This is a genomic window from Stieleria sedimenti, assembly GCF_025060895.1.
Lineage (GTDB): Bacteria > Planctomycetota > Planctomycetia > Pirellulales > Pirellulaceae > Stieleria > Stieleria sedimenti.
Map to the genome: position 1 here is coordinate 1 of NZ_JANZKV010000060.1, position 22,263 is coordinate 22,263.

The window sequence follows — 22,263 nt, forward strand, 5'->3', positions numbered from 1 at the left end:
AAAGCCTGCACACCAGCACACACCAGCGCATGCCGGTCGTCAGCGGCGACCGATGCGCTACACTTCTCATTCACCTCTCGCTTCACCTCGATCACGCCCCCACTGCGCCCTTGTCCTCCCCATCTGCCCCCTCCCGCTCTGCCGCGGCCGCCCAGCTGATTTCCGTCCGGGGTTGCCGGGTTCATAACCTTCGCGACGTCGATCTGGATCTGCCCCGGGGCAAACTGATCGCGTTTTGCGGGCTGTCCGGCAGCGGTAAAACTTCTCTGGCCCTGGATACGCTGTATGCCGAAGGACAACGCTGCTACATCGAAAGCTTTTCCGCCTACACGCGGCAATTCCTGCAGCGACTCGACAAACCGGACTGCGATTCGATCACCGGCATTCCGCCGGCCGTCGCGGTGACGCGGGCGGGCGGCTCCAAAACCAATCGCAGCACCGTGGGGACGACCACGGAGATTGCCGACCATTTGCGATTGCTGTTCGCCAAGTGCGCGACACTGTACTGCACCGGGTGCGGCCGCGAGGTCTCGGCGGACGATCCCACCACGATCGCAGCAGAGCTGGCCGCATCGCCCCGACGCGCGATGATCGGGTTCCAAGTCCACCTGCCCAATCGCAAATCCGGCGGCGAGATTCTGCTGGGGCTGCAGCGGGCCGGGTACCTGCGTTTGATCGTCCGTGGCCAGACATTTCATTTGTCGGATTCCGATCGAGCCGCATTGGCCAAGAAGATCGGACGCGGGGGAGCGGAGTGCATTGTGGTGGTCGACCGGGTTTCAGCCGACACCGAACTGTCGCGATTGACCGAATCGCTGGAAACCGCCATGGGCGAAGGACACGGGCGGGCGGTCGTCCTGATCGAAGCCCCGACGGCAGAGACCGCCGAAGCACCCTCCGCGCAGCGCGTCGGCGAAGCGAATCCCCACTACGCTCCCCCGAACCAGGATCGCTCGGCCGATGATCCGAGCGCCGACGTCATCACCGACGCCGGGACGCCGACGGGCCGCATCACCGAGATCGATGGCCGCCCGTGGATGCAGCGGGTGATCAGCGATCAACGACGCTGTGATCAATGCGACCTGGATTACCCCGATCCCGTGCCCAGGCTGTTTAATTTCAACAACCCGCTCGGCGCCTGCGAAAAATGCGAAGGGTTCGGCGATCTGGTCGACGTGGACATGGATCTGGTCGTGCCAGACCCGTCGCTTTCGATCGCCGAGGGTGCGATCGCGCCCTGGAACACGCCCTCCTATCAACATGAGCTGGAGGAATTACTGGCACTGGCCGACGATTATGACCTGCCGACCGACGTGCCCTTCGGCAAGCTCAAGAAGAAGCACTTGAAGTTGATTCAGCGCGGAGTGCCCGAGCGAAACTTTGGCGGACTGGATGGCTTTTTCGCATGGCTGGATCGCAAGAAATACAAGATGCACATCCGCATCTTTGCCGCCCGCTATCGCAGCTACCGGACGTGCGACGCCTGTGACGGCCGGCGTTACAACGCTGCGGCGTTGGCCTACAAGATCGCCGACCGGACGATCGCGGACCTGCTGGAAATGTCGGGTTCGGCCGCTGCGGAATTTTTTCATCACGCGCCGCTGGGGACGCGGCAGCGCGAGATCGCCGCCGAACCCCTACGACAAATCTGCGACCGGATCGGATACCTGCAATCGGTCGGCCTGGGATACCTGCAACTGGATCGTCCTCTGCGGACACTTTCCGGCGGCGAAACCCAGCGGGTCGCGTTGACCGCGGCGTTGGGCGGCAACCTGGTCAACATGCTGTACGTCCTGGACGAGCCGACCGCGGGGCTGCACCCCAAGGATGTCCGCCGCCTGGCCGATTCCATCGCATCCCTGCGGGATCGCGGCAACACCGTCATCGTCGTCGAGCACAATGAAACGATGATCGAGACCGCCGATCGCGTCGTCGAGATCGGTCCCGGTGCGGGCAACGACGGCGGTCGGATCGTGTTTGAAGGAACGCCCAAGCAGATGCTCCGCCACCGCGACTCGCTGACCGGGCAATTTCTCTCCGGACGACGCGGTTCTACCCTACGGCACCACGATCCTCGGCCGCCGCGTGGTCGGATCACATTGCGTGGGGCGCGCGGACACAACCTGCAAGACCTGACCGTGGACTTCCCGTTAGGCGTGTTGTGCGTGGTGACCGGCGTCTCCGGTAGCGGCAAAAGCTCGCTCGTCCAGGACACGCTTTTCGAAGCGATCCGGCACGAGAAACTTCGCCAAGCCGCCAAACCACTGCCGTATCAATCGATCACCGGGCTGGGCCAGATCCAGGACTGTGTGTCCGTCGATCAATCTCCGATCAGTCGGTCCCCACGCAGTTGCCCGGTGACGTACTTGAAGGCGTTCGATCCGATTCGCAAGGTGTTTGCCGACAGCGTCGAGGCGCGGGCGCGCGGATTGACCCCGAGTCACTTCACGTTCAACAGCGACAAGGGACGGTGTCCGGAATGCGAAGGCGCCGGCGTGCTGGAAATCGACATGCAATTTCTGGCGGATGTTTCGATGCAGTGCCCGGAATGTCGCGGCACGCGATTTCGTGATGACATTTTGAAGGTCCGTTATCGCGACCGCTCGATTGCCGACGTGCTGGCGATGAGCGCCCGCGAAGCCTACGCGTTTTTCCGAGGCGCCGACAAGGTGCAGGCGCGGCTGAAACGGATGATCGATGTCGGGCTGGGCTACCTGTCGCTCGGCCAATCCGCCACCACGTTGTCCAGCGGCGAAGGCCAGCGATTGAAACTGGCCGCGTTCCTGGCGTCGGCAACACGCAAACGCACCCTGTTTGTGATGGACGAACCGACCACCGGCTTGCACTTTGACGATCTGATCCGATTGGTCGATTGCTTCGACGCCTTGATCGCCGACGGACACTCGCTGTTGGTCGTCGAACACAACCCGCTGCTGATGCTCTCGGCCGACCACCTGATCGATCTCGGCCCCGGCGCCGGAGACGCCGGAGGCAGGGTCGTCGCCGAAGGCACCCCGGCGGAAGTCGCAGCCTGCGAGGAAAGTGAGACGGGGAAAGTGTTGGCGATGGAGATGGGGCGCGGGGAAGGGTGAAAGGAGATGGCAGAAAAATGGGGAGACAGGGGAAGGTAGACAGGAAAATGGGTGACAAGAAAATGGTGCTTGGAGGATCGGAGTGATGCCGGTTGAGGTTTTGGGCGAAGTTCGCGCGGTCGAGGAGCAGGTTTTTGCCGACGTCTGTTACAAGGTAATGGGGCGTGTGTTTGCAGTCCGGAAGACTCCATCGTCAAAGTCACCGCACTCAACAAACACAAGCAATCTTTCCTGGAAAACATCCGCCGATTCCTTCGCTACGTCGAAATTCCTGTCGTGCAGTGGCTGAACATCTCAAGCGACACCGTGACGTTTCAAACGATTCGACGGTCCTGAGCCGAGCAGCAACATTTTCTTGTCACCCATTTTCTTGTCTACTTTTCTTCACCCCGATTTCTTTCCCCAGCGGACTCGGAGGGCGTCGAGGAGGACGGCGGTGATGATGACGGCTCCGGTGATGAGCTGTTTGATGGCGTCCTCAACGCCCAACTGGGCCAGACCGGATTGCAGCACGGCGATGATCAAGACGCCGATGAAGGACGCGACCACGCTGCCGCGTCCGCCCATCAAACTGGTGCCCCCGATCACACAAGCCGCGATCGCCGAAAGCTCTAACCCGATCGCCGCGTTGGGGTCCGCGCTGGACAATCGGCTGGTTTGCGACAGTGACGCCAGTCCGCACAACAGCCCCAAAATCATGAAGGCGGCGATCGTGATCGGTGCCGTCCGAATCCCGCTCATCCGCACCGCTTCTTCATTCGTTCCGATGGCCACACAATAACGCCCGAAGACGGTTTTCGTCAGCAAAAACTGGCCCGCAATCACCGCCATCACGGCGACCAGGAATGCCGGCGAAAGCGGCACCCACTGCAGCGGTTCCCCGAACGCTTCGACGCGGCTGCCGATGTACATCGTCTGTGAATCCGTGATCACCTTCGTCCCGCCGCGTGCCATTTCCAACATCCCCAGGCTGACGATGAACGACGGAATCGAAAACCATACCGAGACAAACCCGTTGAACAATCCACACAAGCCCGTCACCAGCAAGCACACCAAAAACGCCGCCGGTAAACTCCACTCGTGTCGCACCATCAACACTCCGATCACCGCCGATCCGAGCGCCAACAAGGATCCGACCGACAAGTCGATCCCGGCGACGATCAAGACCAACGTCATCCCGACCGAGACGAAGATCAGATCCGGATTGGAGTTGGCAATTGTGACCAGCGTCTGGGTCTGAAAGAAGTTCTTTGAACTGAGCGAAAACACCGCGATCAACAGCAGCAAGACTCCCAAGAGTCCGGCATACTGCAAAAACGATTGAGTCAACTTTTGTTTCATGTTCCGGTCAAACCCTGAAGTTTTTGGTTCGATGCCCGGCAAAACTCGCCTGCAAGATGGCATCTTCGCTCCACAACGACCGCTCGCGGGTCTCCACCAGCCGCCCGGCCGACATCACGGCGATGCGATCACAGGTCTCCATCAGCTCGTCCAAGTCACTGCTGACGATCACGATCCCCTTGCCGGCCGACGCCAGCTCGTCAAACAATTCATAAATCCTTCGCCGGGCGCCGATGTCGATGCCCCGCGTCGGTTCATCAAACAGAAACACGTCGGCGTCGCGGGTCAGCCATTTTGCGATCGCGACTTTTTGTTGATTGCCACCGCTGAGCGTTCCCACACTCTGTTCGATGCCGGTGCAACGGGTTTCCATCGCGCGACACATTTCCCGGGCGACCGTCGCTTCACGCATCGGCGTGATCAAACCGAACCGTGAAAACCGTTTGAACATCGCACTCAGCGATGTGTTGCAGCGAATCGACTGCTGCAGCAACAACCCGTTCTGCTTGCGATCTTCGGTCACCATCGCCAAGCCCGCCGCGACCGCTTGGGACGGATGTGCAAACCGCGTGGGAGGTTTTCCAGCGATGCAGACCCGTCCAGATTCCGCCCGATCGGCGCCGAAGATTGCGCGCAACAATTCCGTCCGCCCCGATCCGACCAAACCCGCGATCCCAAACGTTTCGCCGGTGCGGACCTGAAAGGAGACGTCGCGAACCATGCCGCAGCAAAGGCCCTCGACCGCCAACACGGTCGAATCCTTCCGGTGATCGGATTCGTCCGCCGAGACCTCTGGCGCCCGGGCGTGGTGACGGATCTCGCCACCAGGCCGTTCATCGGCAAGCCCGCCACTCATCCGCTGGACCATCTGGTCGGTGCTCATCGATTCGGCGGTTTCGGTGCCGACGTGACGTCCGTCCCGCAGCACGGTGACGCGGTCGGCGATCCGTTTGACTTCGTCCAGACGGTGCGAGATGTAGATCATGCCGACGCCGCGATCACGCAGCTGCCTGAGTTGATCAAACAACAGTTGCGTCTCGCTGCCGCTGAGTGCCGCGGTGGGTTCGTCCAAGATCAGGATTTTGCACTCGCGTGCCAGCGCCGCGGCGATCTCCACCATCTGCCGATGTCCGACGCCGAGTTCGCTGACCACCGCGTGGGTGTCCACGTCGTCCAATTGCAACCGGTCCAGTGCGGCGCGTGCCTGGCGATGCAGCGCGCGACTTGAAACGATCCCGGCGAACGAAGGGAGCCGATTGAGCAGCAGATTTTCGGCGACGGTGAGGGTCGCAATGAGATTCAATTCCTGTTGAATGATCTGCACGCCGGCCGATTCGGCGGCCTGTTTGTGGTGCGGCGCATACACCTCGCCTTCGATCCGCATGCTGCCGGCGGTCACCTCGGTCAGTCCGGCGATCATCTTGCACAGGGTGGACTTGCCGGCGCCGTTGGCCCCGAGCAGCGCGTGAATCTCGCCGCCGCGCAAGCCAAAGCTGACGTCGCGCAACACCGTCACGTTGCCGTAACGTTTCGTCATCCCGACGGCATCCAGCAAGACGCTCACAGTGATTCTGCCGTCACCAGATCGACGGGCGTTTCGACGTCGGTCGGCTGATCCGTTTCGCCGTTGATCACTTGCAGCGCCGTTTCGATTCCGAACACGGCCAACTTATCACCGTATTGATCGGCCGTCGCCAGAATCTTCCCGTCGCGAATGGCCTGTTGGACGGCGGAGATATTGTCAAACCCGACGACCAGGACGTCGCCCGTTTTTCCGGCGGACTTGACCGCGGCGATCGCGCCGAGTGCCATCGAATCATTGGCCGCCAAGATGGCTTTGATGTCCGGATGCTCGCTCAAAATCGACGCCGCGATGGAATTCGCTTTGGACATTTCCCATTCGGCACTTTGGCTGGAAACGATTTCGATGTCGGCGGCTTTCATCGAGGCTTCGAAACCCGCGAGTCGTTGTTGGGCGTTGAATGAAGACCGAATGCCTTCCAGGATCGCGACCTTGTCGCCGGCGGTTAACTTGCCGGCCAAGTAGTCACCGACCTGCTTCGCTCCGGCTTGGTTGTCGGGACCGACGAACGGAATGTTTACTTCTTCGCTGGCCAGCACTTCGGCGTCCAACTTGTTGTCGATGTTGATCACGATGACGCCCTTGTTGATCGCTTTTCGCAATGACGGGACCAACGCCTTGGAATCGGCCGGGGCGATCACAATCGCATCGGCACCGGCGGCAACCATTTCATCCACCAACGCCACTTGCCGGCTCAAGTCACGTTCGTCTTTGATGCCGTTGACGATCAATTCATATTCATCGGCATGCTGACTTTGGTGCGTCTTGGCACCTTCGGCCATCGTCGAAAAAAACTCGTTCGCCAAAGACTTCATGATCAACGCGACTTTGGGACGATCATCCGTGTCCCCCGAATTCGATTCGGCAGTCGAGGTGTCGGATTTCGACGAACATCCCGACACCGCAATGGCGACCAGGATCGGAAACAAGAAGTGACGCATGAGAAACTCGTTGGCGGGAAGGGAATCGGGGAAGGACGCACTACGAAGACAGGGAATCGATTTGTTGATGGGTCGGCAAACTCGGCTGCGCTCCCGCACGGGAGGCGGCGAGGGCACCGGCCAGATTGGCCCACCGGATGGCTTGGCGAAGTGACCCGGTCTGCGCCCAGCGGACGGCCACGGCGCCGGCGAACGCGTCACCGGCGGCGGTCGTGTCGACGGCGTCCACCTTGATCGACGGGATCAGTTCCGCGGTCGCGCCGTCGTACAGCATCGTCCCGCGTGCGCCCAACGTGATCGCGACGGCGGCCGGTCCCTTGGCGTGCAAACGCTTGGCAATCGCGGCGGCGTCGTCGATCGTTTCCAGACGGCCGCCGACGATCGCGATGGCTTCGGATTCGTTCGGGCAGATCAGATCGACGTCAAACAGTTCATCTCGCAGCGATGCCGCCGGCGCGGGATCCAGGATCACTTTGGCACCCGCCCGCTTGGCCGCTTGAATGCCCGCCAACACCGTCGCTTGCGGTGTTTCCAATTGGACCATCAACACGTCACAGCCGGCGAGGGAGGACTCGGCGCGGTGAATGTCTTCGGCAGACAGCCGTGCGTTGGCGCCGGGGATCACGATGATCGCGTTCTCGCCGCTGTTTTCGACACTGACGATCGCGAGTCCACTTTCACACCCTTGGGCGGTCAGGACGGCACTGCAATCGATTGATGCGTCCAGCAGGTTGTTGAGCAATTTTTGTCCGAACCCGTCGTCGCCGACACGGCCGATCATTTGGACCGCGCCACCGCAGCGTGCCGCCGCGACCGCTTGATTGGCACCTTTTCCGCCGGGGACTTCGGCCATCGAGCGAGCCGCAACCGTCTCGCCCGGTTTCGGCAAATGATCGCATCGAATCACCAGATCCATGTTGATGGATCCCAACACCGCGATCCTCGGTTTGGAGCGTTCGTCGGGACTTGTGATGGGGGAGGACATGGAGTGATCAGCCGACCGAAAGGATGGTGAGTTCGAAAAACAATTCAAAGGGAACGAACATAGTGCACGCGCGATGGTGTTGCATGGTCGCGTTACTGACGTGGGACTGCGACCGACGACCGCCGCAACAGCGTGGTGGGGACCTTCCACAGCGACGTGGAGGACTGGATCTCTATCTCTGCAGGAGTGCTCAGCGGGGGCAGCGTTTGACGGCTCGATTCAGTGCTGGAATCAGTGCTCGGATTGACGTTCAACCGCTTCAGCAACACTGCGGTGGCCAGTCGCCCCAGCCGGGGAATGTCTTGAACCGAAACGGTCAGCGGGGTTTTCATCAGCTCGGCAAAGGGATGGTCATCGAATGCGACGATGGACATGTCGCTTGGAATCGCCATCCCGCGTTCGGCCAACGCTCGCATCGCACCGATCGCTGCCGGCGTGCACATCGCAAAGATCGCGGTCATCTCCGGATGTCGATCCAACAACGTGAGCGTCGCATCGTAGCCGGATTGCTCGGTGAATGCGTTTCCCGCCAGATACGACGGATCGAGGTGGAACCCCGCGTGCTGGGCCGCGTCGGTCAAGCCTTGCAGGCGAGTCTTGGCGGGCAAACTGTCACGCACGCCCGATAGGACACCAATTTTGCGATGGCCCTGCTCGATCAACACCTCTGCCACCGCTCGCGCCGCGGTCCGATTGTCCGACGTCACACTCGGCAATTCAATTCCGTCGAACACACGGTCGGCGACCACGACCGGCAATCCCGACCGATCGAGCTTGACCAGATGATCCGGATCAACACCGACCGGGCACACCAACAAGGCTTCGACCTGCTTGGCACGCAACTGTTCGACCAAACGCTGTTCGATTTCCGTCTCTTCGCGACTGTCCCCCAGCAAGACCGAGAACCCAAACGCTTCGACGCCCAATGAGACTTCGCGGGCGATGGAGGCAAAAAACGGGTTGGAGATATCGGGCACGATCACCCCGATCAAGCCGCTTCGTTTGAGCCTGAGCGAGCGGGCGACCTGACTGGCTTGGAACCCCAAGTCCGCGGCGACCTTGCGAACCGCTTTCTCCGTCGCGGGACTGATCCGATATTTCCGAGCTTGGCCGTTGAGCGCGCGCGAGGCGGTTGAAACACTGACACCGGCGCGGTCGGCGACGTTTTTGAGCGTCACGGGATACGCCAGCGTCGCAGAGCCGAAACCCGGCGGCGTGTCGGGCGTGCGATGATTCGGTGGTTTCATGGCGACTGAGTCGTCGGCTCTGGTGTTTCGGGGGTCGCGGCACGCGTCAACGGCCTGTCGCGTTTCAAAAACACCTTGAAAGACCGGAGGGCTCGCGCCCTGCCGCTAGCAATAAACACCCCGCTTGCACAATCGTTTGTGCTCTGTGCTGGTCAGTCTACCTAGCTGTGCGGTATCGTTGCAACCGGCCGACGCCGACCGCTTGGTCGTCCGCGACACGCCACTTGTTCCGTTGAAGCCCTACTCACACGAGAGCCCCACATCACCATGGAAATTTGGCCCGCAATCGATCTGCGTCATGGAAAACCGGTCCGTTTGCGGCAAGGCGACTATGACCGAAAAACGGTCTTCGGCGACGACCCGGTGGAGTTCGCCGTCCAGTGGCAAAAGGCCGGGGCGAGACGATTGCACCTGGTGGATCTGGATGCCGCCCGGGGCGATGACCCGACGGCCAATCGCGACGCGGTCGCGCGGATCGTTGCCGCGACCGGGCTGCCTTGCCAAATGGGCGGCGGTGTGCGAGATCAAGCGGCGATCGAAGCCTTGCTTGAGTTGGGCCTGGCACGTCTGGTGGTCGGGTCCGCGGCGCTGAAGCAACCCGAATGGTTCGCGTCGATGTGCGATGCTTTCCCCGCCAAATTGGCTGCGGGCATCGACGCGCGCGACGGCATGGTGGCGACCGACGGATGGCTGGAAACCAGCTCCACCCCGGCGATCGAATTGGCCCGAGACCTGCGACAGCGAACGGCCAACATCGCGGCGATCATCTACACCGACATCGCCCGCGACGGAATGATGAGCGGCCCGAATTTTGACGGGCTGCAGGACATGGCAGAGGCGACGGATATTCCCTTGGTGGCCAGCGGAGGCGTGACGACCTACGACGACGTCCGGAAGTTGGTCGAAATGAACATGCCGGCGGCAATCGTGGGGCGATCGATCTATGATGGAGTGATGCAACTGGAACAAGTCATTCAGATCGCCGGAGACAGCTGAGATGCAGGTCATTCCCTGGGCACACGACCACACCACGCGCCCGGACCCTGGCGCGAACCGGCTGATGGCAAAGGATCACCAGCCGTCTGGCGCGAGCCTACGGGCCTGCGCCTGCACCATCGCGTTCGTGCTTGCGGCTGCGTTGGCCGCCAACGGCATCGCCCAATCAACGACGTCGCAGCCCGTTTTCAAACAGCTGCCACCGCCAGGAATTCAGATCGATCCACGACGGCGCACGGCACTCGAACAACGCGTCGAATCGATCCGTCAGAACCTCAGCCGAACGGTCGCCGAATCGAACGATGCGTCCCGTTGGCGAAGCGACGTCGACGTCTTGATCCGAGCGGTGCAGCTGGCACTCGAGCAGGACTTGTTTTTCAAGGACGGCGAAGTCGATGCGGCCGAACGGTTGCTCGACGAAGCCGCGCGGCGGATCGCCGCAGCGGCCGCGGGAACACGCGGATTGGAACTGCTGGGATTTGACGCCGATGCCAACGACCGTCCCCAGCCGCTGGTCGCGGGTTTTGTTTCCCGCATCGATGATTCGGTACAGCCCTATGGCATTGTCGTCCCGGCGGGATTCACGATTGCCCAGACCGAAACGCCGCTGCGGATGGATGTCTGGCTGCACGGCCGCGGTGACACGAAAACCGAGGTACCGTTTCTGACCGAGCGGATGACCAAAGCGGGACCATGCACCCCCGATGCCACGATGGTTCTGCATCCGTTCGGCCGCCACTGCAATGCCTTCAAGTTTGCCGGCGAGACCGATGTTGACGAAGCGATCGATGACATCCAGTCTCGGGTCGCCATCGATCCGAATCGAGTTTCGATCCGCGGGTTTTCGATGGGCGGGGCGGGTTGTTGGCACTTGGCCGTCCACGATCCCTTTCGCTGGATGGCGGCCAATCCCGGCGCCGGGTTTGTCGACACACTCCGCTATCAGGGCTGGACGCAATCGACGCCGTTCCCTCTCACCGCGACGGCGGAAAAACTGCTGCGTTGGTATGACGTCTTGCCCTGGACCCAGAACTTGAAGGGAACCCGGACGATCGCCTACAGCGGTGAAGTCGACAAACAGAAGATGGCAGCCGACCGTGTCGTCGCGCGCGCCGAGGAACTGGGATTCCGATTCCCCTACGTGATCGGAGCGGGGATGGGGCACAAGATCGACGATCCCTCGAAACAGCAGATCGATGCCCAGATCGCCAAGTGGGCTGCCGAAGCCGACGAGGGTCCGGAGACAGAAATTGATTTCGTCACCTACACGCTCCGCTACAACCGGGCGGGCTGGCTACGCATCGCCGGGATGCAGGAACACTGGACTGCGGCGGCGGTCAGCGCCCGGCTGGACCGAGAAAACGAGAGCCTTCGCATCGAGACCGACGGCGTGACCCATTTAGAGATCGATTTTTCCGACACCGGTTGGCCGGGCCGTCGCGGCGCGGTGGAGATGGAAATCGACGACCAACGTTATTCGGTGGACGATACCGGCAATCTGCGGGGATTCCAGTGCACGTTGGCAAAAGACGCATCGGGCGAGTGGACGTCGACGCGTGACGACGAGATGACGCTACGCAAACGACCCGGATTGCAAGGTCCGATTGACGATGCGTTTTGCGACCGCTTTGTGATCGTCATGCCCAGTCGCCCGGCACGCCATGGCCAAGTGCAACGCTGGATCGATCGCGAGGCGGAGTATTTTAAGCAGCGTTGGTCGCGACTGATGCGCGGCGACGTACAAGTCGTGCTGGACCGCGACCTGACCGACGACCACCTCGAAACCTGCCACCTGATCTGCTTCGGTGACTTCAGCGGCAATCGGTTTCTGTTCAACATCGCCGACCGGCTTCCGATCCAGTGGACGCGTGAGACGCTGCGAGTGGGCGACCAGAATTTTGATCCGGTGCATCATGCCCCCGTGTTCTGCTATCCCAACCCGCTGAATCCGCGGCGCTACATCGTCGTCAATAGCGGCATGACGTTTCGCGAGTTTTCCAACGTCAGCAATTCCCGTCAAATCGCGATGCTGCCCGACTGGGCCGTCTTGGACGTGGAGACCGACGACGATTCGATCTACGCCGGTGAGATCATGGGCCAAGGGTTCTTTGACGAAGCGTGGCGTCTGAAGTGACGATCGGCAGCATGTAGGTCACGCTGTGCGTGACGAGCGGCGGTGTAGGTCACGCTGTGCGTGACGGATGGCGGTGTAGGTCACGCTGTGCGTGACGGCGGTGTAGATGGATGGCATGCACAGCATGCCCTACAAGCTTGACTTGGACTCCGCATCCTCTGCGTCTTCGTACTCATCCTCCTCTTCGTCGTCGTATTCTTCTGCTTCCGCTTCGGCGGCTTGTTGTCGGGCGATTCGCTCTTTGTCGCGCTCGAGAAAATCACCGGTGACTTGCTCTTCGGTCAACTGGGCTTCGGCGAACTTCATCAGTTGGCCCATCGGTTCGCGTTCGTATTTAAAATCGTCCATCACGAACTTCATTTTCTTTCCGTCGACTTCGTAGTGGATTTTTGCGATCCCTTTGGCGTCCCACTTTCGTTTATCGATTTTGGTGATCGCGTCGATGGGCACCTCCTGCCCCTTGCTGTTGCGGATCAGGGTTTCATCGCCTTCGACCCACGTTCCCTGGCCCGACATGAACATCATCAGCGCGGGGATTGCGAACAGGGAGCAGAGGATGACCATCATGAATTGGCTGCTGATATCGTGCCGAATGTCGTTGGCGGTTTTGGACGGTGTGATCGTGGGCCAACCATTTTCAGCGGCGAGCTCTTTCCAGGCTTCGCGACGGCCCTCTTCCGGCAGCCCCTCGTAGGCTTCGGCGATCGTCAGATTCTTTGGATACTTGATCAACCCGTCGTACAGGCACCATCCGGCAAACGCGGTACAACCGAGAAAGACGTACAGGAATTTGCGGAAGAAGGGCTGGTGAACTTGCGCACGAATCATCAATTCAGTACCGGAGAGCGTGAAGCAGGCGAGACGGATCCATTATGATTGAGAATGGTCGATCGAACAGCTCAATCTGACGCGATCGGCGCATCAAACCACCACAAAAGAGACTTCGAATGTCGGATACACCGCTTTTCAAACAACTCGATCATATCGCCATCGTGGTGCGAGACACCGACGAGGCGTTGGCGTTTTATCGCGATACGCTGGGGTTGCCCGTCGTGTTGAGCGAAGAAATCCCCAGCGGCAACGTGCGGCTGACGCATCTGGACATGGGCAACGTGCACTTGCAACTGGTCCAGCCGTTGACCGACGACCATCCGCTGCACACCCATCTGGCCGAACACGGCGAAGGGTTACACCATTTGTGTTTTCAAACGAACGACGTTTGCGAATCGCTCGCATCCTTGCCGGCGCGGGGGATGCGGGCAAAATCCGAAACGCCGCACGACGCCCCGCGTGGCCGCAAGGCCGGATTCATCGACCCGGCCACGACCCGCGGCGTGGTTTGGGAAATGACCGGCCCGATGTGATCAGCAGATCGATCGATAGTAATCGACGCTTTGTTCCAAACCGCTTTTCATGTCGACGTCGGGTTCGAACTGCAGCCGCGTTCGGGCCTGGGTGATATCGGCCAGCGAATCCTTGATATCGCCCAACCGGGGCGGATCATGAATCGGCTCGATGTCTTGGCCGAGGATGTCACGGAGCGTCGTCAGCAACTCCAACAGCGTCGTGCGTTGGCCTTGCCCGATATTGAAGGTACCGCCGTTGATGCCGGGAATCGTGGCGGCCAACAGGTTTGCCTTGGCGACGTCGCGGACGAACACAAAGTCACGTGATTGCGACCCATCGCCGTAAATTACCGGACGTTTACCGGACAGAATCATCGAGACGAAACGTGGGATCACCGCACTGTATTCGCTCTGGGGATCCTGGCGGGGTCCGAAGACGTTGAAGTAACGCAGGATCACGGTTTCCAGCTTGGACGTTCGCGAGAACGATTGCATGTAGGCTTCGGCGGCCAGCTTGGAGGCCGCATAGGGCGACAAGGGCGCCGGCGGATCCTCTTCACGCTTGCTGACGTAGGGGGAATCTCCGTAGGCGGCGCTGGTGCTGGCCAAAACCATCCGGCGAACCCCGGCATCCTCGGCCGCGGCCAACAGGTTGATGGTGCTGGTCGCGCACCAGGCGTGGCAAAGTGCCGGTTCACGCATGCTGCGGGGCACGCTGGCCATCGCGGCGTGATGGAAGATGGCGTCACATCCGGCGACCGCTTTCTCCGTCACCGCCGGATCCGCCGCGTCACCGCGAACGACTTCAACGCCGGGATGATCGGCCAGATGGGACAAGTTGGACTCATAACCGGTGCTGAAATTGTCCAAAACACGGACGGTGGCATTTTGCGAGAGCAGGGCGTCGACCAGGTGCGATCCGATAAATCCTGCCCCTCCGGTGACCAGACAGGTCCTTCCGGCGAGTGGCAACGCGGCATCGGGAAGCGTGATGGGAGCGATCATGAAGAAAACTTTTTGTGAGGCAGGTGTATCAGAATTGCGGCGCTGTTTTGCCGGTCGCCAGGATGGATTCCCAGAGCGGCCAACGCAACCAAGTCTTGCGCGAAAATGGAGCCGCGTGGGCGGAATTCAAGGAACCATCAGTATTTCATCAAGTCAGACTCAAGTGTTCGACGCGATCGCGCAAGTGTCCGGAAACCGCCAACATTTTGCCGGTGAAGTCGATTCTGCCGACCGGGAAGGGTTTTTGAGCGGCCGGATTTGCGAAAGCGCTATGGACGTCAACGGTTGAGGGTTAAACTACATCGGCACGGTTTCTCGGTAGGTGTTGAGCGGTGACTCCATCGACCGGCCTTCGGGAAAACGCGTTTTCGAAAGGATTTTCGGAAGGAAAGGGCCCGGCGACGTTGTGGTCGGCGGGCCGACAGCACGCTCCCAGACGCTGTCGGTTTTCCCCCATCAGGACCGAATCGTTCAACGGATCCTTGTTTAGAAGCTTCACCGCGACCAGACTGCTCGCGCCCGGCCGACACGCTTCGGTGTCGGACCTCCCCCACGCTCTGCCGAAACAGATTCACGCCCCACGATGATTGCAGAACCAACTTCGACACCACCCTCCAACCGCCGCAGCCGCCAGATCGCCGCGACCGGGACGACGCAGCCCCTGGATGTCCTCGGGGCACTGTGGCGCTACCGCTGGGCCGTGATCTTGCCGGCCATCGTGTTCGGCGTGATCGGGTTTCTGGTCTACTCGCGAACCGAAGAGACGTTTCGCAGCAGCACGCGGCTGATGGTCGAATCGAATCGGCCACCGATTTTTGACGCCTTGACCGGTGAAGTCGTCGGCGGCGTCCCGGACATCGAAGTATTGCAAGCCCAACTGTTCAGCGACACGGTCGCCACGATGGCCTTTAACGATCCCGACATGGCGCCGCATCGCGAGTTCTACGGCAACAGTATCGATCGCTTCATCGTCGAGGTTCAGGAACAACTGGAACTTGAACCCGAAGTCACGGACGTCAAAACCGCTCAATCGCTGATCACGTTGTTGCACTTCGACAGCAACAATACCGAACACTGCGAAGCGGCGATCAAGGCCTATAGCAAGGCGTTGCAAGAGTACTACAACCAGCGACACAAAACCGCCCAGGCGGATCTGGAACGGTTGATCACCATGGCGATGACGACGCTCGGGCCCAAGTTGGGCGAATTAGAAGATCGCTACGCCGAGTTTCGCCGCGACGCCCCGTTGACCTGGGACGCCGACGGTCGGGCCCAAAACCCGCACCGCGAGCAACAGCAACTGCTGACGAAACGACGCTCGGCTCAATTCGAAGAACTTCGTCGCGAGCAGGAAGTGCTCAAACGGATGGAAACCGTCGCCGCACAAACCGAAGACCCGCGGATCGCTCTGAGTGTGATGAGTCAGTTGTTGGGGGTCAAAGTCAGCAGCATTGCCGACGCCCGCGAACCCGACCCGATCGTCGGTGACAGCTTGTTGGCGGAAATCGACCTGGAGAAAAAACTGCTGCCGCTGATCGTCGCCAAAAATCAGAACGTTTCTCAATTCGGCCCCTCGCACCCCACCGTCAAGGCACTCGATCAAGAACTGGAAACCACGCGTGAAGAATTGCTGCGTCTGGTTCGTGAGCAAGCCGACCGGATCACCAAACTGCGACGCGAATGGTTCGAAGACCTGGGCGACCCGATCGAACGAGCCAAAGAAACTGTCCAAGCCGTCGTCTACTCGCACCAAGCCAAGGTCCAGATGCTCGAAGGGTTCATCAAGGAATTGGATGAGCAGATCGCAACGGAAAAAGTGCTCGCGGCGAAAATCTCCAGCGAGGAACTGCGTAACGAATCCATGGTTCGCGAGATGGAGCAGTATCGCCAATTGATGCAACAGCTCAAAGAGAAAATGGGCAAAACGCAACTGTCCGACGACGACAGCGTGACGCAGGTGGTCGAGTTGATGAAACCCACCCCGGCCTATCTGGTCGGCCCCAGCATTTTGAAACTGGGCGGGCTCGGCACGCTGCTCGGCCTGCTGCTCGGCGGGGGGCTCGCGCTGCTGCTGGAAAAGAACGCCAACACGTTCCGCGATCCCGAAGAGATCTGTTCGATGCTGGGCGTCGCGATCTTGACGCACATTCCGTTCTTCCGCGGCAAACGGCGAAAGACCAAGAAAGGAGAACTCGATCCGTACAAGACACTTTCGACCGACTTGACGGTGGTCCATCAACCGTCGTCCTCGGCTGCCGAGGCGATCCGTTCGCTGCGAACGACCGTGTTCTTTGACACCAACAACATCAAGGGCGGCAAGGTCGTCCAGATCACCAGCCCGCTGCCGGGCGACGGCAAGAGCACGATCGCGTGCAACCTGGCCTGCTCGATCGCCCAAAGCGGAAAACGGGTGCTGGCAATCGATTGTGACCTGCGACGCCCCCAACTGACCGACAACTTCGATTGCGATGACAAACTGGGACTGACCAACGTCCTCAACGGCGAATGCGAACCGCTGGAAGCCGCCCATGCCACGCCGCTGCCAAAGCTGTCGATCATGCCCTGTGGTCCGATCCCGACCAACCCGGCCGAGGCGCTTTCGTTGCCGGTGATGAACGAGCTGCTTGAGTATCTGCGGGAACAATACGATTACATCATCCTGGACACGCCCCCGCTGTTGGTCGTCACCGACCCGAGCATCACGGCCAGCATGTCCGACGCGTTGATCTTGACCCTGCGGATCCGCCGCAAGAGCAAGCCGAATGCCCGTGAAGCACTCAATATCCTCAACGGCGTCGGCGCCAACGTCTTGGGCGTGGTGATCAATAATTCCGATGAAACCGGAGCGAGCGACGGTTACCGCGGATACGGTTATTACAAGTACGGTCGCTACGGCGGATCCTACCGACGCAACGGCCAAACCTCGAGCACCAGCGTCGCGGTCACGTCTCAAAACACCATTCGTCTTTCCCGCCCCGCGGCGGCGGCAATGTCCCCCAGCGTTCCGTCGGCGAGTGGCCCGTCCGGCACGAGTAGCCCGTCCGGCAAGGGAACCCAAGCGGCGAAAAACGGAAACTCGGTCTCCCGGGCCGCCGCATCCGGACCTTCCCGCCCGTTTTCCGCCGGCACCTTGCTGGCCGACCCACCGCGCTCGCACGACGAACCGCGCTCGCACGACGAACCGGAATCGCATGGCGGCTCGGATGCTTCGTCAGGCGGTTCGTCGAACAAGCCGAAGTTCGATGGCTGACCCGCCGCCCCATCGCCATTCCACACCGATCTGAACACCTTTCAGTAGACTGATTTGCCAATGTCGACCACCGACTCGACAGGCCTGGACACGTCCATGCTCGACGAGGCCGAACCGATTCAGCCCGCGACAACCAGCGATTCCCAACCCCACCCCAACTGGCGCTGGTTTTGGCTCGGCTTGTTTCTCGCCGTGGCTCCGTTGCTGGTGCCGTACTTCATCGGCATGTGGGGCAATCCGACCTATCGCTATTTTCCGTTCGCGATCGCCGCGGTGGCCTGGCTGACTTACCTTCGCTTTGACGGCTATTTCTATCCTCCCCGCGGCTGGTTCAGTTGGGCGGCGATCGGACTGGCGTTGCTGCTGACTGGCTTCGGGACGGTGGTGCAGTTCCCCTGGTTTGCGGCGGTTGCATTCGCGATCCTTTGCGCGACCATGCTGTACGCGATGCGAGGGCCGGAGGATTCAACGTTGTTGGTCCTGGTGCTTCCGTTGCTGACGATCGTTCAACTGGTTCGCGCCGACACGCTGTTGGTGCTGTGGTTGCAGAACGTGACGACGTGGATGTCGAGCGTCTTGCTGGACACGCTGGCGGTTCCACATGCGGTGACCAACAATGTGATTCAGCTCGCCGATCGCGAACTATTTGTCGCCGAAGCCTGCAGCGGCATTCAATCCGTGTTCACGCTCAGTTTTCTCGCCTTTCTGATGATCTCGTGGCGACGACGACGGATTTGGATGGCGCCGATTTACTTGGCGATCGCCTGCCTGTTGGCCATTTTTGCCAATGTCATTCGGGTCACGATCGTCGCCTTGGTCGCCAATTCCTTTCAGTTCGATTTGGCCGAGGGTTGGCCCCACCAACTGTTGGGCTATTTCGCTTTGGCGATCGCCTTCGGGTTCCTGCTTTCCTTCGACTATTTGATTGCCACGTTGTTGCATCGCGTCCCGGAGGAATCGGAGTTCAACCCGCTGGTGGCGGGCTGGAATTATCTGTCACTGAATTCGGACGATGAAGCAACCGGCGGCCGCGGCACGCAACGAAACGTCATGGATCTGCTGGACCGGGACCGACGCAGCGGGGCGTTCCGCTGGGCCCAGGGTTTGGTCGACAACCGCATCGCACAGATCGGTTTCGCCGCGCTGGCCGGTCTGATCTGCCTGGCATCGTTGACCCAAGTCATTCGGTCTCGCAAACCCGCCAACCTGGTCCAGAGCGACAAAGCCCTGGTGTTTGACCCGCCACCGGACCTGATCAACGACTCGCTGAACGTTCTGACCGTGGTCGGGCACAAGGCGAACCGGGGTTACGAGGACCCGCGTTTGGGAGCCAACTCGGACATCTGGGAATGCCAGTGGGAGGACATCACCGTCCAATTCGTGCTCAGCCAACCCCACCAAGGCTGGCATGAACTGTGCAACTGCTACGAGCGGCTGGATTGGATGCTGCTGGATCGCGACATCCAGTCGCCCGACCGATTCGAATCGATGGAGATTGTCGCGAAAAACCCGGACGCGTTGACGTCCACCTACGTCCTGGCCCGCTTCAAACGCGGCCCGACGCAGCATGGTTACCTGATCTTTGCCGGCATCGGCAGCGACGGAACCCTGGTCGACGCACCGGACAGCTTGTCGGCGTTCACGCACCGTGTTTGGAATCGCATCGATTCGACCGGTGTTTGGGAGCAAAACGAAGTCATCATGTTCCAAATGTGGATCACATCGCCGGACAAGATCAATCCACGCAAGTTGCAAGAACTGCAGGAGGAATTTGTCGCCGCACGCGGCCGGATCGCGGACGCGATCATTGAAAACGCCGGTCGCACGCTGCCCGCCCAGGCCCTGCGCATCGATGCCCCGACCGCTGCGTCGGCGGTGGCAACATCAGAGCGGACCATGACGGCAAAGGAGTTGAATTAAGATGCATGCATTCAACCCACTGACCTGGTTTCGCTGGATGGGGGAGTTCATCCGCTGTTGGTTCTTGGGAATCCCGTGGCGTGACGCGCCCAAAGCGATCCCGGCGGTCATCCTGTCGATGGTTCTGTTCACGACGGCGTTCATCGCCTTTAGCGGCGGCGCGGGCTGGAGAAACCGGTTGCTGGACCGTCAATTGCGGGTCTCCTTGGACCGCGAAGACTTCCCGACCGCAGAGATCGTGATTCGGCGACAATTGGAAGCCGATCCGAAAAACGTTGATCTGATCCACCGTTTTGCGCTCGTCCGCGAAGCCCAGTCGTTTGAAGACGAGGCCAAGGTGTTGATGCGTCAACTGCTGACGCGTCGCCATCTACCTGCCGCCAAGTGGTTGCTCGAGAACCAGATCATCGGCAAGAAATTGACGGACTTCAGCCCCGAAGAACTCGACGAAGTCGGCAGGGTCTTGCAGTTGATCACCGAGCGAGAAGACAAGAATTTCGGTGCGAAACGGATGTACGCGGAGTACCTGATCTTTGAACAACGTCTCAGCTCCGCGATTCCCGTCGTGTTGGAACTGTCCGAAGTCGAGCCGATGCGCGGATTGCAGGCGGCGGCCTTGGCGCGTCAATTGAATGAATTTGATGCCGCCGAACAGTATGCGTCCGCGGCGTTGGAACGGGTCAAAGAAATGCACAAGGACGACCCCACCAATGCCAACCTTGCGATGAGTATTGCACGCAACCAGATCTTCTTGGAACGGCATTCCGACGCGATCCGAACGCTCAAAAGCAGCATCGACGTCGCCAAAACACCAGAAGAACGACGGATGCTGACCCAAGCCCTCGGAGACGCAATCGTCGCCTATGTGACCTACATCGAAAAATCTCCGACCAACACCGTGCAGGAACGATTGCGGGTGCTCATGATGCTTGACGCCGCGGTCAAGATCGCGCCGAACAATCCGCGTGTGGTGACGATGGTCGCCGACCACGTGCTGTCGAGTTTGAACGAAGACGACGAACAGATTGCAACCGTCCGAGCGGCGTTGATCTCGGGATCGCCGGCCGGGATTGCCCATTTCATCAAAGGCACTTCTGCACTGATGAAAGAGGACCTCGCGATGGCGGAGTTGCACTTGGAGAAGGCGGCCGAACAGTTGCCGCGAAGCGGTGCGATCCTGAATAACCTGGCCGTCGCGTTGGCGATGAAAAAGGAACCCGACTATGAAAAAGCGCTCCAGGTCGCCAACGCGGCAATCGACAACGTCCCCACCCCGACGCCGCACTTTTTCGAGACACGCGGACAAATCCTGTTTCGCATGGGGCGGTTCCGCGAAGCGATCAGCGATCTGGAGCGTGCGCTACCCGCCCCGGACTTGAAGCGCCGATCGCATCTGATGCTCGCCGATTGCTACGACAAGGTCGGTGACGCGGACTTGGCCCGAGGGCACCGAGACGCGGCCGAGAAGCTGAAGGATGCCAAACCATCGGACACCGGCGTGCCCGAATCCAAGGTCGAAGACGGTTGATTGAATCAACCGCCCGCTCCCGCCCGCATCCCAGCGGGACGCGTCAGCGACCGGCCCATGGTGATACCTCACCCTCGTTCCCAGGCTCCGCCTCCACCGGCCCGGCGATCGATCGTGGGCGGAGCCTCAAGAGAATCGCGTTACGAGGCGGAGCCTCGTAACGAGGTGCCCCACGCGGCACCGGCTGAAGCCCAATACCGCTAAGTTAACATGAATGAGGGGGCCCGGACGCTGGCGCGAACCGGCTGATGTCAAACGAATATCAGCCGTTTGGCGCGAGCCTACGGGCCCTCATCTGAAGAAACGACGCTTAACTTAGCGGTATTGGGCTGACGCCCGTGTCGAACTGTCGCACCCTGGCGGGCTGCGTCAGTTCGAGCCTCACCCGAGCGGTTCACAGTGGGCTGACATTGCCGATAAAAGAGAGCTAGGATTGAGCCAGCTCAGGCGGCGATGGCACCCCTTTTTCGAAAGCGATTGATGGCTCGATTTGGCATTGTTTCTGGACTTTTGCTGTGCATCGACACGGCGATCGCCCTGTTCGGTTCGCTGAACAAGGCTCCGATGCTGTTTATTCCCATGATGCTGGGAATTCCGATCCTGTTTTTCGGCGTCGTTGCACTCAATCCGCATCGTCGCCGTCAAGCGTTGGCGACCGCAGCGATGCTCGGTGCCTTTGGCTGCCTGATCGGTTTTGGTCAGCTGTTTCACTTTTTCTCCATCTGGCGCAAGCAGGGCGTGGTGAACCTGCACTCGACCCAAATTGTCTCGCTGATGGTGGCGATTTGCATCGTCTTTTCGCTCAGCTACCTGTGGACGGCGGTCCAGGCCGGACGCCAACGCGGCCGGAGGTCGGCGGCCTCCCCCTGACCGAGACACCCCAGCGGGACGCATCA

General features: G+C 60.4%; 16 protein-coding genes. 9 read left to right on the top strand and 7 right to left on the bottom strand.

Annotation, left to right across the window (positions count from 1 at the left end; genetic code table 11):
- Positions 1-110 precede the first annotated feature (110 nt).
- Positions 111-3,092, top strand: a complete 2,982-nt coding sequence (gene uvrA / locus NZK35_RS09330) for an excinuclease ABC subunit UvrA (RefSeq protein WP_259632265.1) — start codon at positions 111-113, stop codon at positions 3,090-3,092.
- A gap of 384 nt (positions 3,093-3,476) precedes the next feature.
- Here uvrA and NZK35_RS09335 read toward each other — a convergent pair whose 3' ends face one another.
- From NZK35_RS09335 to NZK35_RS09355, 5 genes are all read right to left on the bottom strand, one after another.
- Positions 3,477-4,433, bottom strand: coding sequence for an ABC transporter permease (locus NZK35_RS09335; protein WP_259632266.1), 957 nt, complete (start codon positions 4,431-4,433; stop codon positions 3,477-3,479).
- Between the two features lie 7 nt (positions 4,434-4,440).
- On the bottom strand, positions 4,441-5,970 hold the full coding sequence (locus tag NZK35_RS09340; protein WP_259632267.1) for a sugar ABC transporter ATP-binding protein: 1,530 nt from the start codon (positions 5,968-5,970) through the stop codon (positions 4,441-4,443).
- A gap of 23 nt (positions 5,971-5,993) precedes the next feature.
- Positions 5,994-6,956 (bottom strand): sugar ABC transporter substrate-binding protein, encoded by a 963-nt coding sequence (locus NZK35_RS09345; protein ID WP_259632268.1) that lies wholly within the window; start codon positions 6,954-6,956, stop codon positions 5,994-5,996.
- Between the two features lie 40 nt (positions 6,957-6,996).
- Positions 6,997-7,941, bottom strand: coding sequence for a ribokinase (gene rbsK, locus NZK35_RS09350; RefSeq protein ID WP_259632269.1), 945 nt, complete (start codon positions 7,939-7,941; stop codon positions 6,997-6,999).
- A 92-nt stretch (positions 7,942-8,033) separates the two neighbouring features.
- The gene (locus NZK35_RS09355) at positions 8,034-9,188 is read right to left on the bottom strand and encodes a LacI family DNA-binding transcriptional regulator (RefSeq protein ID WP_259632270.1); all 1,155 of its coding nucleotides are present in this window, start codon (positions 9,186-9,188) and stop codon (positions 8,034-8,036) included.
- Positions 9,189-9,455: 267 nt separating this feature from the next.
- On the opposite strand from NZK35_RS09355, the gene hisA reads away from it, so the two are divergent.
- The gene (hisA, locus tag NZK35_RS09360) at positions 9,456-10,184 is read left to right on the top strand and encodes a 1-(5-phosphoribosyl)-5-[(5-phosphoribosylamino)methylideneamino]imidazole-4-carboxamide isomerase (protein ID WP_259632271.1); all 729 of its coding nucleotides are present in this window, start codon (positions 9,456-9,458) and stop codon (positions 10,182-10,184) included.
- Positions 10,185-10,248: 64 nt separating this feature from the next.
- Complete coding sequence (locus tag NZK35_RS09365; RefSeq protein ID WP_259632272.1) at positions 10,249-12,318, top strand: prolyl oligopeptidase family serine peptidase; 2,070 nt, start codon at positions 10,249-10,251, stop codon at positions 12,316-12,318.
- Positions 12,319-12,447: 129 nt separating this feature from the next.
- Here NZK35_RS09365 and NZK35_RS35080 read toward each other — a convergent pair whose 3' ends face one another.
- A complete protein-coding gene (locus NZK35_RS35080; RefSeq protein ID WP_259632273.1) occupies positions 12,448-13,146 on the bottom strand; it encodes a hypothetical protein in 699 nt (232 codons plus the stop codon).
- A 119-nt stretch (positions 13,147-13,265) separates the two neighbouring features.
- On the opposite strand from NZK35_RS35080, the gene NZK35_RS09375 reads away from it, so the two are divergent.
- Positions 13,266-13,682 (top strand): VOC family protein, encoded by a 417-nt coding sequence (locus NZK35_RS09375; RefSeq protein ID WP_259632274.1) that lies wholly within the window; start codon positions 13,266-13,268, stop codon positions 13,680-13,682.
- Here NZK35_RS09375 and NZK35_RS09380 read toward each other — a convergent pair whose 3' ends face one another.
- On the bottom strand, positions 13,683-14,669 hold the full coding sequence (locus NZK35_RS09380) for an SDR family oxidoreductase (RefSeq protein WP_259632275.1): 987 nt from the start codon (positions 14,667-14,669) through the stop codon (positions 13,683-13,685).
- Between NZK35_RS09380 and NZK35_RS09385 the strand changes: the two genes are divergently transcribed.
- The 5 genes from NZK35_RS09385 (at position 14,668) to NZK35_RS09405 (ending at position 22,237) form a co-directional block, all read left to right on the top strand.
- Positions 14,668-14,958 (top strand): hypothetical protein, encoded by a 291-nt coding sequence (locus tag NZK35_RS09385; protein ID WP_259632276.1) that lies wholly within the window; start codon positions 14,668-14,670, stop codon positions 14,956-14,958. The two genes, NZK35_RS09380 and NZK35_RS09385, sit on opposite strands and share 2 nt — an antisense overlap.
- 294 nt (positions 14,959-15,252) lie before the next feature.
- Positions 15,253-17,919, top strand: coding sequence for a polysaccharide biosynthesis tyrosine autokinase (locus NZK35_RS09390; RefSeq protein WP_259632277.1), 2,667 nt, complete (start codon positions 15,253-15,255; stop codon positions 17,917-17,919).
- Between the two features lie 60 nt (positions 17,920-17,979).
- Positions 17,980-19,839, top strand: coding sequence for an exosortase U (gene xrtU / locus NZK35_RS09395; RefSeq protein WP_259632278.1), 1,860 nt, complete (start codon positions 17,980-17,982; stop codon positions 19,837-19,839).
- A gap of 1 nt (position 19,840) precedes the next feature.
- Complete coding sequence (locus tag NZK35_RS09400; RefSeq protein WP_259632279.1) at positions 19,841-21,367, top strand: tetratricopeptide repeat protein; 1,527 nt, start codon at positions 19,841-19,843, stop codon at positions 21,365-21,367.
- A 480-nt stretch (positions 21,368-21,847) separates the two neighbouring features.
- Positions 21,848-22,237 carry a hypothetical protein gene (locus NZK35_RS09405; protein WP_259632280.1) on the top strand — a complete coding sequence of 130 codons (390 nt, stop codon included), beginning with the start codon at positions 21,848-21,850 and terminating at the stop codon, positions 22,235-22,237.
- Positions 22,238-22,263: the final 26 nt, after the last annotated feature.

Coding starts and splice junctions, on each gene's coding strand:
- NZK35_RS35080 (WP_259632273.1), bottom strand. CDS start 13,146: ATGATTCGTGCGCAAGTTCACCAGCCCTTCTTCCGCAAATTCCTGTAC.
- hisA (WP_259632271.1), top strand. CDS start 9,456: ATGGAAATTTGGCCCGCAATCGATCTGCGTCATGGAAAACCGGTCCGT.
- NZK35_RS09340 (WP_259632267.1), bottom strand. CDS start 5,970: ATGACGAAACGTTACGGCAACGTGACGGTGTTGCGCGACGTCAGCTTT.
- NZK35_RS09375 (WP_259632274.1), top strand. CDS start 13,266: ATGTCGGATACACCGCTTTTCAAACAACTCGATCATATCGCCATCGTG.
- NZK35_RS09355 (WP_259632270.1), bottom strand. CDS start 9,188: ATGAAACCACCGAATCATCGCACGCCCGACACGCCGCCGGGTTTCGGC.
- xrtU (WP_259632278.1), top strand. CDS start 17,980: ATGTCGACCACCGACTCGACAGGCCTGGACACGTCCATGCTCGACGAG.
- NZK35_RS09335 (WP_259632266.1), bottom strand. CDS start 4,433: ATGAAACAAAAGTTGACTCAATCGTTTTTGCAGTATGCCGGACTCTTG.
- NZK35_RS09380 (WP_259632275.1), bottom strand. CDS start 14,669: ATGATCGCTCCCATCACGCTTCCCGATGCCGCGTTGCCACTCGCCGGA.
- NZK35_RS09405 (WP_259632280.1), top strand. CDS start 21,848: ATGGCTCGATTTGGCATTGTTTCTGGACTTTTGCTGTGCATCGACACG.
- NZK35_RS09385 (WP_259632276.1), top strand. CDS start 14,668: ATGAAGAAAACTTTTTGTGAGGCAGGTGTATCAGAATTGCGGCGCTGT.
- NZK35_RS09390 (WP_259632277.1), top strand. CDS start 15,253: ATGATTGCAGAACCAACTTCGACACCACCCTCCAACCGCCGCAGCCGC.
- rbsK (WP_259632269.1), bottom strand. CDS start 7,941: ATGTCCTCCCCCATCACAAGTCCCGACGAACGCTCCAAACCGAGGATC.
- NZK35_RS09400 (WP_259632279.1), top strand. CDS start 19,841: ATGCATGCATTCAACCCACTGACCTGGTTTCGCTGGATGGGGGAGTTC.
- NZK35_RS09345 (WP_259632268.1), bottom strand. CDS start 6,956: ATGCGTCACTTCTTGTTTCCGATCCTGGTCGCCATTGCGGTGTCGGGA.
- NZK35_RS09365 (WP_259632272.1), top strand. CDS start 10,249: ATGGCAAAGGATCACCAGCCGTCTGGCGCGAGCCTACGGGCCTGCGCC.